Origin of the sequence: Flavimaricola marinus (assembly GCF_900184895.1) — a bacterium.
GTDB lineage: Bacteria > Pseudomonadota > Alphaproteobacteria > Rhodobacterales > Rhodobacteraceae > Flavimaricola > Flavimaricola marinus.
On sequence record NZ_FXZK01000005.1, the window covers coordinates 324811 to 334065 of the forward strand.

Below are 9255 nucleotides of genomic sequence, written 5' to 3' on the forward strand. Positions count from 1 at the left end.
CATGAGCTATCTTGAATACAACGCCCGCTATGTCCCGGTGGGCTTTCGCAAACTGCTCTATCTGAACTGGCCGGTCATCATCCTGCTGACGGCGGTTTCGGGGGCTGGCTTCTTGATGCTGTATTCCGTGGCGGGTGGTTCGGCGACGCCGTGGATGGAGCCGCAGATCAAGCGCTTTGGCCTCGGAATGGCCCTGATGCTGACCATCGCCATGGTGCCCATCTGGTTCTGGCGGAACATGGCGGCACTGGCCTATATCGTATCTTTCCTGCTGCTCATTGCGGTTGAGTTCTTCGGATCGACCGGAATGGGTGCCCAGCGCTGGATCGATCTCGGGTTCATGCGTTTGCAGCCCTCCGAGCTGATGAAGGTCGGCATGGTGATGCTCTTGGCCGCTTACTACGACTGGCTTCCGCTCAAGAAAGCATCGCACCCGTTCTGGGTTTTGATACCTTTGTTCATCATCGTCCTGCCGACCTTGCTTGTCTTGTCTCAGCCAGATCTGGGCACGGCAATCCTGTTGGTTGCCGGTGGCGGAGCGGTGATGTTCATGGCGGGTGTCCACTGGGCCTATTTCGCGACTGTGATCGCTGCGGTCATAGGCACCGTTGTGGCGGTCTTCGAGAGCCGGGGAACGGCGTGGCAGCTTTTGCAGGATTACCAGTATCGGCGTATCGACACGTTTCTTGATCCATCCAACGATCCTTTGGGCGCCGGCTATCACATCACTCAGGCCAAGATCGCGCTCGGGTCTGGCGGCTGGACCGGCCGCGGCTTCATGCAGGGGACACAAAGCCGGCTGAACTTTCTGCCGGAAAAGCACACGGATTTCATCTTCACGACCCTTGCCGAAGAGTTTGGCTTTATCGGGGCCTTTGCGCTGCTCAGCCTCTACGCCCTGATCGTCCTGTTCTGCGTGATCTCCGCGATCAACAACAAGGATCGCTTTGCCTCCTTGTTGACCCTGGGAGTGGCGATGACGTTCTTTCTCTACTTTGCCGTGAACATGTCGATGGTGATGGGGCTGGCCCCTGTCGTTGGCGTCCCGCTGCCCTTGGTCAGCTATGGTGGTTCGGCTATGCTGGTGCTTCTCATTGCTTTCGGACTCGTTCAAAGCGCCCATGTTCACAGGCCCCGTTAAATGACGATAAATGTTCTGTTCGCTGCCGGTGAGGACCGCTGGCCTCTCTATAAGAAACCACTGCTAGACGCCTTCGAAGGTGCCGGGCTTGACGTGTCCATGAGCATGGACATCCCGCCCGGTCAGGTCGACTACCTGATTTTTGCACCGAACGGCGGCATCAGCGATTTCACGCCATTCAAACGCTGCAAAGCGGTGATGGGCCTTTGGGCTGGCGTAGAGCATATTGTGGGCAACGCGACTCTGGCCCAGCCTCTGACCCGCATGGTCGACATCGGCCTCGAGCGCAGCATGGTGGAATGGGTGTCGGCACATGTGCTGCGGCACCATGTGGGCCTCGATACCCATATCCACGGTCAAGACGGGATTTGGCGGAACGGCATCCTGCCTCCGTTGGCCATGGACCGGCCGGTCACCATTCTTGGTCTCGGAGAGCTTGGCAGCGCCTGCGCGGAGGCTCTGTCCCAGCTGGGGTTCCCGGTCACGGGGTGGAGCCGCAGCAGCAAGGCAATTCCCAATGTTCGTTGCCTGCACGGCGCAGCCGGATTGAACGAGGCTCTCACCGACGCACAGATCGTGGTGGTGTTGACCCCACTGACCGCCGAAACCGAAAACCTCCTGAACGCAGACCGACTTGGCCTGCTTGCCCGTGGTGCCTTTGTCATCAACCCTGGTCGCGGTGCTCAAATTGATGATGACGCCTTGCTGGCCGCGCTCGACAGCGGCCAAGTTGGCCATGCCACGCTAGACGTGTTTCGGATCGAGCCATTGCCGGAGGATCACCCTTACTGGGCTCACCCTAAAGTCACGGTGACTCCGCATATTGCCGCTGAAACACGCCCGGACAGTTCTGCCAAGATCATCGCCGAAAACATTCGTCGCGGTGAAGCGGGCGAGCCGTTCCGTTTTCTCGTCGATCGCAGCGCGGGATACTGACGCCCCGCCCCGGCAGCGGGCTGGCGTAGTTCCTGAAGGACGCTCAGGTCAGCTTTGGCGGGCGATCCGGGTCCCTGCCCGGCGCCGCTGGCCCTTCCGGCACAGCCGGGCGCGGCAGTGCCACGTCCAATCCGACCCGTGCCAGCCGGGTGGCCATGGTCGAGCCGCTCTCGACAAACGTCACATCCATCGCGCCGGCTTCCAGCCCGGAAAAGGTCAACGCCTCGTTCGCGGCGATTGCGAGGCCCGGCTGAGCGTCTGGCGCGGCGTCGATAAACGCCAGCAAATGGCCACGCGATCCATCCGCATAGCGAACGCCTGCCAGAAATGCGGACGACGCCAAGGCGCCTGCCCCGCGCAATTTGCGTGTGAGCGCCCCTGTCAGTGCCTCCGGCAATGCTCCTGGAGGCAGGATCTCGACAGGTCGGGCGGTGGCCTCCGTCGGTGCATGCGCCAGTGTCTGTGCCAGCCAGTCCACGGCCTCAGCCGGGATCAGCATGGTTGAGGGGGCGACTTCGGGATTGAGAGCGATGCCAATCTTCTGCCCTGCCAACATCTCGGCCAGCCCTCGCCCGGACAGCCCGGCATAGGGGGCAACCGCACCGGAAAAGGCCGCAAGCCGTTCTTCTGTATCGAAGACCACGGTGTAGCGATCACCTCCCAACTCGACGACGGCGGGCCTGACAGTTTCTGCCGCCGCCTCTTCGGCCAGCAAGAGAACTATCTGAGCATCGGCAAAGCAGTCGTAGAAGGCGACCCGCGCAGCATCGTTCTCTGGCGCCGCCATCATCGCCGCGTGCGCTCGATCAAGGTCTGTGTCATCCATCCTGCATTACCTCTGCCACCTGCGCCCGAAGCGCCGGGATCACCTCAAGTTCAAACCACGGGTTCGCCTTCAACCACCGGGTATTGCGCCACGACGGATGGGGCAAGGGGAAGACGTGCGGCGCATGTTCGCGCCAGCCTCGCACGACATCGGTCATGCTCCTGCTCGTCTGAAGATGCCAGCGTTGCGCGGCAGCGCCGACCAGAACCGTGAGGCGGACCTCACTCAATTCCCCGAGCACGGGAGTTCGCCATGTCCTTGCGCATATCGTGGGGGGCGGCAAGTCAGAACCTTTGGCGTCATACCCCGGAAAACAGAAGGCCATCGGCACGATTGCCACTCTTGACCGATCATAGAACTCGGCCTCATCCATGCCGAGCCACGCTCGCAATCTGTCCCCGGATGGATCGGTAAACGGTCGTCCGCTGGCGTACACCCGCGCGCCGGGGGCCTGACCCGCGATCAGGATCTTCGCTTCTCGTCGAAACCAGACCACAGGGCGCGGCTCATGGGCGGTCTCGGTTCGGGCAAATCGGTCACGACACAGCTCGCATGCCGATATTTCGTTGACCAGATCCGGCACTGGCTCTGCCTCCGACTGTATTGGTGTGGCGATGTCTCGAGCCGAACCCTACCGCAACCGGGACTCGGATACACCTTCGATACGACAGCGCTTCCATGCCGGTTCGGGCATGATCAGGAATAGTTATAACATGTTATGGTTTAGGGCACCTTTTTGCCGTATTTTGCGTCTATAAGGGTTGTAGGATGCCTCCGAGCAAGCCGAAAAGGCATGGGGGCCGGAGCAGTACGGGGCTATCGACGCGATGCTCGAGTTCGAGAATGTCAGCAAGTCCTTCTGGACTGGCACGCAGCGCAAGGTCATTCTTGATCAGGCGTCTTTCCGCGTTGAGCTTGGTAATTCGCTTGGCATCCTCGCGCCGAACGGAACCGGAAAAACCACCCTGATCAACATGATGGCGGGTCTGGAGAAGCCAGACGAAGGCCGCATCAATCGCGAATGTAGAATTTCGTTTCCACTGGGCTTCATGGGCGGTGTGGTCAACCGGCACACTGCGATGGAGAACAGCCGCTATATCGCCCGCCTCTACAGGTTGGACCCCGACTACGTCGAGAGCTTTTGCCGCTGGCTTTGCGGCATCGACGAGTATTTCGACATGCCAGTCGGCACCTATAGCCAGGGGATGCGGGCTCGGTTCACCTTTTCGCTCATGCTGGCCCTCGATTTCGATCTATACCTGATCGACGAAGGGATGCCGCAAACGACAGACGCGGAATTCAACCGCAAAGCGGGCGAGATCCTGCGCGAGCGGCTTGAAACCACGACCGTCATCATCGTCTCGCACCAAGCCGCCACGCTGGAACGCTTTGCCCGTTCTGCCGCAGTTTTGCGCGATGGCAAGATTCACATGTTCGACACATTGGAAGAGGCCAAGCAGCTGTATGACTACGAAGCCTAGAGCAAAGAAGTATCGCATTCGCCGCAGCGCGCCGCTGACGGAAGGAATGCCGGTGCCGGAGACGGGCAATGCCCCCGCGCAACCAGTGCCGGACGCTGTCAACGCGCCTCTATCGCCGGGTCGCCGCAAAAGCAACGCGGCCTTCTTGGGCGAGCCGGTCTCGAATATGGTTCTCGGCCAGGGCAACCAGCCGGAGCCTCCACCGGAGGCGACGGCCCAGACCGGTGCCGTCGACAGCGCGAATTTTGCCCAAGCGGAACAGGAGATAGATGCTCTCCGTCAGGAAGGACTGACCGGGCGCCAACTGCGTATGGCGCGCCGGGTCGCACAAAAGAACGGACTTGCTGTCACCTCGGATTTCGATGCGGTGCGCCAATTGCGTGCCAGAGGTATCGATCCGTTTCAACGCTCCAACGTGCTTGAGCTTGTCGTGCCGGGTGGCGAGCAAACACCGCAGACCGCCGACGGCAAAGTTCAATTGCCGCAGACCGTGCCTTCGACGCCGCGCAACCTGCCGTCCACGGAGCGCGTGAACCCGGCGGAGCGGCGTGCCGGCGAGATTGCCAAGATCCAGAAGGATCTGGCCAAGCGCCGCCGTCGCAAATCGCTTTTGCTGCTGGCCCGTTTGAGCATCTTCGTTCTTTTACCGACGCTTATGGCCGGTTGGTATTTCTATGTCATGGCGACACCGATGTACGCCACCAAGTCCGAATTCGTCATTCAGCAATCTGAAGCCGGGGCCGGAGGCGCGGGCCTTGGCGGTCTCTTTGCCGGCACTTCGATGGCCACTCAACAAGACAGCATCACCGTGCAATCCTTTCTGACCTCTCGTGCCGCGATGGCCAGATTGGATGCCGAGCACGGTTTCAAGGATACGTTCTCTGACCCGGCCATCGACCCGATCCAACGTCTGCCCGCCGACGCCACCAACGAAACCGCCTATGGCGTCTATCAGGATCATGTGCGGATCAGTTACGATCCGACCGAGGGTATCCTCAAGATGGAGGTCATCGCCCCCGACCCCGCCACCAGCCAGTTGTTCTCCGAAGCCCTGATCGGCTACGCGGAAGAGCAGGTCGACCAATTGACCCAGCGTCTACGCGAGGATCAGATGGCCGGCGCGCGCGCATCATACGAAGAGGCAGAGCGGCGGCGCTCGCAATCGCTGGCCGATTGGCTGGCGATCCAGGAGGAAGTCCAGCAAATCGATCCGATCGGCGAAACGGCGGCGCGGACCCAGCAGATCTCTGCACTGGAAACCCAACGTCAGCAGCTGCAACTGGAATTGCAGACGCGATTGAGCGTTGCACGGCCGAACGAAGCTCAGGTCAATTCCCTTCGCAGCCAGATCGGCAATATCGAGGTGCTGATTTCAGACCTCCGTGCCGAAATGACGGAGGCGACCGCCAACGGGACTTCTCTGGCCGCCAAGAACCAAGAGCTTCGACTGGCCGAGGAGAACTACACTTTCCAAACCGTTCTGGTTCAGCAGGCGCTACAGCAAATGGAGGCTGCGCGGATCGAGGCGAACAGACAGGTGCGCTACCTGTCGCTTGGCGTCGAACCATTGGCACCGGACGAAGCCACCTATCCACGCGCGTTCGAGAATACGGTGCTGGCCTTCCTGATTCTTTCGGGAATCTATCTGATGCTCTCGATCACGGCATCGATCCTGCGTGAACAGGTGACCTCGTAAGCAGCTAATACGCTTGGCAAAACAGACTCACCGCGCCTAAAGTCGGTGGGTCTGTATTCAAACAAAAGCGATACGATGCCCATTATTCGAACACTGATCTTGGCGATTTTGGTGATGATTGCCGCGCCGATGTCAGCTCAGGAAACCAATACCGGACCGAACGGCACCATTGCGACGCAAAGCGACGCAAGTAGCGACGCCGCCATGGCCGTCCGAATCCGTCAGATCCTGTCTGAGCTCGGTGGCTTTGAAGATGTCACAGTGACCGTGGCAGAGGGCATTGTGACCCTGCGGGGGACAACGAACTCACTCAGCGAGGCGAGTGAACTAGCGACACTTGTGACCCGGGTTGAAGGCGTCGTCGCGATCAAGAACGAAGTGAGGGAGACGACCGACATTACACGTCGCCTGAATCCCGCAATCGAACGGTTTCAGGCTCGGATCGACCAGTTGGTCACCATGCTGCCGCTGCTGCTGATCGCGCTCGCGGCCTTTGCGGGCATCACCTTCCTTGGATGGTTGATTTCTTCGAGGCGCAGACCATGGGACAGACTCGCCCCCAACGCGTTCATCGCAGCACTTTACCGGCAGTTGGTCATGATCGCGTTCGTGGTGGCAGCGATGGTCATCGCTCTCGACATCCTCAACGCTTCCGCGCTCTTGGGCACAATTCTCGGTGCCGCCGGTATTGTCGGCCTCGCCTTTGGTTTTGCTGTCAGAGACACGGTCGAGAATTATATCGCCTCGATCATGCTCTCCATACGCCAGCCGTTTCGCCCGAACGACACGATCGAAATCAACGGCGACGAAGGCAAGGTTATCCGCCTGACCAGCCGCGCGACCATCTTGCTGAGCTTTGACGGTAATCAGATACGCATCCCGAATTCGACGGTCTTCAAGAGCCGAATCGTGAACTATTCCCTCAATGTCGAGCGTCGGTTCAAGTTCTCCCTGGCGGTGGACTGGGATGCCGACCTGACCGCCGTCCGTCAGACGGCCCTGGATACGGTTGAATCGCTGCCATTCGTTTTGCCCGAACCGGGCCCGTCGGTCTGGATCGAAGCCATCACAGACAGTGGAATCGAGATCATCGTCACAGGCTGGATCAACCAGAACGATACGTCGATTGTCCTCGCAAAAGGCGAGGCGCTGCGGCAGGTCAAAATGGCCATCGAGGCGATGGGCGTCAGCTTGCCTGAAACGACCTACCGGATTGTCGTCGACGGCGAGCTACCACCCCATTCCGCACCAAACGCAAGTCGCCGTCCAACCACACCGCCCAAATCCGACACCACCGTGGTGGCCGTAGAAGCCGAAGCAGAGAGCGCTCTGGACAAGATCGTAGACGCAGAACGGGAACTTGAAGACAACGAAGATCTGCTACGATCCGACGCGCGACAAGAATAGGAATATTTTTGCGCAAGAGGGGCTTGATCAGCCCCTCCATCCCAAGTATTGACCGCCTCGCTGATGGGGTGTGGCCAAGTGGTAAGGCAACAGTTTTTGGTACTGAAGATCGTAGGTTCGAATCCTACCACCCCAGCCAGCATTAACAAATCCAGATAGTTAAATACTTCTGGTGGGTTAGTCGCCCATACTGTTACGATTAACTGTAACACCCCCCTGTTACGGTTCCCCGCAAATGACACGTCACAAGCTCATCCACAGGCGCTCTGGATCAGACAAATGGTATGTCCGGGTCCAGGTCCCACAGGAACTTCAGACCCAGATGGGTCGCAAGGAAATCTGGCAGTCCCTTGGCACGAGCGATCGGAAGGTCGCTTTGAAGTTGGCACCAGCCAAAATTGCCGAAATTCAGAACAAGATCGAAGCAGCACGTCGTGAAGCACCTCGGACTCCCACCCGAGACGAACTTCATGACGCTGTAAGACGCTTCTACGAGGACGAAGTGCAGGCCGACCTTGACGAGAGAGCACACGAACCTGACCTTGTGAGGGAATTTCTGGGCGCAAACCCGTCACGCTACCGGGATTACTCTGAAGATCTCCGAAACCAGATGGCGGCCCTAAACATGTCGCATGTGGAGAATGATCTCGAGAATCTTCTATACAATGAAAGGCTCACACTCGAAGGCAACGAATTGCTCAGGGCCGAACTGGCGCAATTGCTCATGCGTGCCCGAATTGAAGCGGCGCGCAGGTGGGCAGAGCACGACTCGGCGATCTTTGATGAAGAACCCGCGGATCGCTTTTTTCGAGTTGCGGCGCCTCCGCGGCAACCAGAGCCAGAACCCTCTTCGGCGCACAAAATGCTAGTGACATTGTTCGAGGACTACGCGGTCGCACGCGCCTCCGTTCTCAAAGAGAATACCATCGACGACTGCCGGAAGACCGTTCATCGTTTCGCGGAATTTGTGGGGCTGGCCCGCCCGGTTGACAAGATAGAGCGAACCGAGGCACGGGAGTGGCGAGAACTTCTGAGGAGTTGGCCGCAGTATGCCAGTCAGGCAGAGGTCTTCTCAGGCCTCGACTTCAAAGCCGTCCTCGAGACGAACAAGCAGGTTGGCCGAAACCCAATTACCTTGCGCACAGCAAACAAGTATCTGGCCGATATGAGCGCCTTCTTCGACTGGCTGACAAAAGAGGATCATGTCCCTACCAACATATTCAAAGGTCTGACTTTTGAGAGCCGGCGGCAAGAGCAAAAGAACTATCCTTTTACCACCAACCAACTCAATCACTTGATGTCCTCACCGCTCTTGGTTGGTGCTATGGGTGATCAGTCCATTTCTGAAGTTGCACGGCCAGGCGAAGTCAGAATTCGTGACTGGCGATATTGGATCGTGCTATTGGGTCTCTTTTCTGGCGCGCGCCAAGGTGAAATCGCTCAGATGGAATTGGTCGACATCCACCGGGAAGAGGGCATCGACTTCATCCACATAACCAACCAAGGCGAAGATGTCAGGAAGTCCATCAAGGCCTCCTACTCTCGCCTTCGTGTGCCCATCCATTCACAATTGATCGCACTTGGCTTTCTGAGCTACGTGGATCAACGCCGCATCGAAGGCGACAAAATGCTGTTTCCAACTGGAGTAGCCCCCTGAAAGTGGTCCACCAACTGGGATAGATTTGTCCCGCAAATTGGAGGATCAGCGATGGCTGGAAAACGAGAAAAGCCCGAAGAGATCGTATCGAAGCTTCGGCAGGTTGAAGTT

Annotated in this window: 8 protein-coding genes and 1 tRNA gene; 7 read left to right on the top strand and 2 right to left on the bottom strand. The window is 58.7% G+C overall.

Going from position 1 to position 9255, the window contains the following annotated elements; all coding sequences use genetic code 11:
* The first annotated feature begins 1 nt into the window (after position 1).
* Together rodA and LOM8899_RS14735 are read left to right on the top strand one after the other, a co-directional pair.
* Entirely contained in the window at positions 2–1141 is a 1140-nt protein-coding gene (rodA, locus tag LOM8899_RS14730) for a rod shape-determining protein RodA (RefSeq protein WP_093992973.1), read from the top strand.
* Positions 1142–2077 (top strand): 2-hydroxyacid dehydrogenase, encoded by a 936-nt coding sequence (locus LOM8899_RS14735; protein ID WP_093992974.1) that lies wholly within the window; start codon positions 1142–1144, stop codon positions 2075–2077.
* Positions 2078–2120: 43 nt separating this feature from the next.
* On the opposite strand, the gene LOM8899_RS14740 is transcribed toward LOM8899_RS14735, so the two are convergent.
* Positions 2121–2903, bottom strand: a complete 783-nt coding sequence (locus LOM8899_RS14740) for an SseB family protein (RefSeq protein WP_093992975.1) — start codon at positions 2901–2903, stop codon at positions 2121–2123.
* A complete protein-coding gene (locus LOM8899_RS14745; RefSeq protein ID WP_093992976.1) occupies positions 2896–3486 on the bottom strand; it encodes a uracil-DNA glycosylase family protein in 591 nt (196 codons plus the stop codon). Before LOM8899_RS14745 ends, LOM8899_RS14740 begins: the two co-directional genes overlap by 8 nt.
* Positions 3487–3730: 244 nt before the next feature.
* On the opposite strand from LOM8899_RS14745, the gene LOM8899_RS14750 reads away from it, so the two are divergent.
* The 5 genes from LOM8899_RS14750 to LOM8899_RS14770 all read left to right on the top strand — a co-directional run bounded on the left by LOM8899_RS14750 (position 3731) and on the right by LOM8899_RS14770 (position 9144).
* Positions 3731–4384: an ABC transporter ATP-binding protein gene (locus tag LOM8899_RS14750; RefSeq protein ID WP_093992977.1), complete on the top strand. Its 654-nt coding sequence runs from the start codon at positions 3731–3733 to the stop codon at positions 4382–4384.
* A complete protein-coding gene (locus tag LOM8899_RS14755) occupies positions 4368–6080 on the top strand; it encodes a KpsE/RkpR family capsule polysaccharide export protein (RefSeq protein ID WP_093992978.1) in 1713 nt (570 codons plus the stop codon). Before LOM8899_RS14750 ends, LOM8899_RS14755 begins: the two co-directional genes overlap by 17 nt.
* Before the next feature lie 75 nt (positions 6081–6155).
* Complete coding sequence (locus LOM8899_RS14760) at positions 6156–7487, top strand: mechanosensitive ion channel family protein (protein WP_093992979.1); 1332 nt, start codon at positions 6156–6158, stop codon at positions 7485–7487.
* Between the two features lie 64 nt (positions 7488–7551).
* Positions 7552–7626: transfer RNA gene (locus tag LOM8899_RS14765), tRNA-Gln, on the top strand.
* Between the two features lie 96 nt (positions 7627–7722).
* Positions 7723–9144: a site-specific integrase gene (locus LOM8899_RS14770; protein WP_093992980.1), complete on the top strand. Its 1422-nt coding sequence runs from the start codon at positions 7723–7725 to the stop codon at positions 9142–9144.
* The last annotated feature ends 111 nt before the right edge of the window (positions 9145–9255 follow it).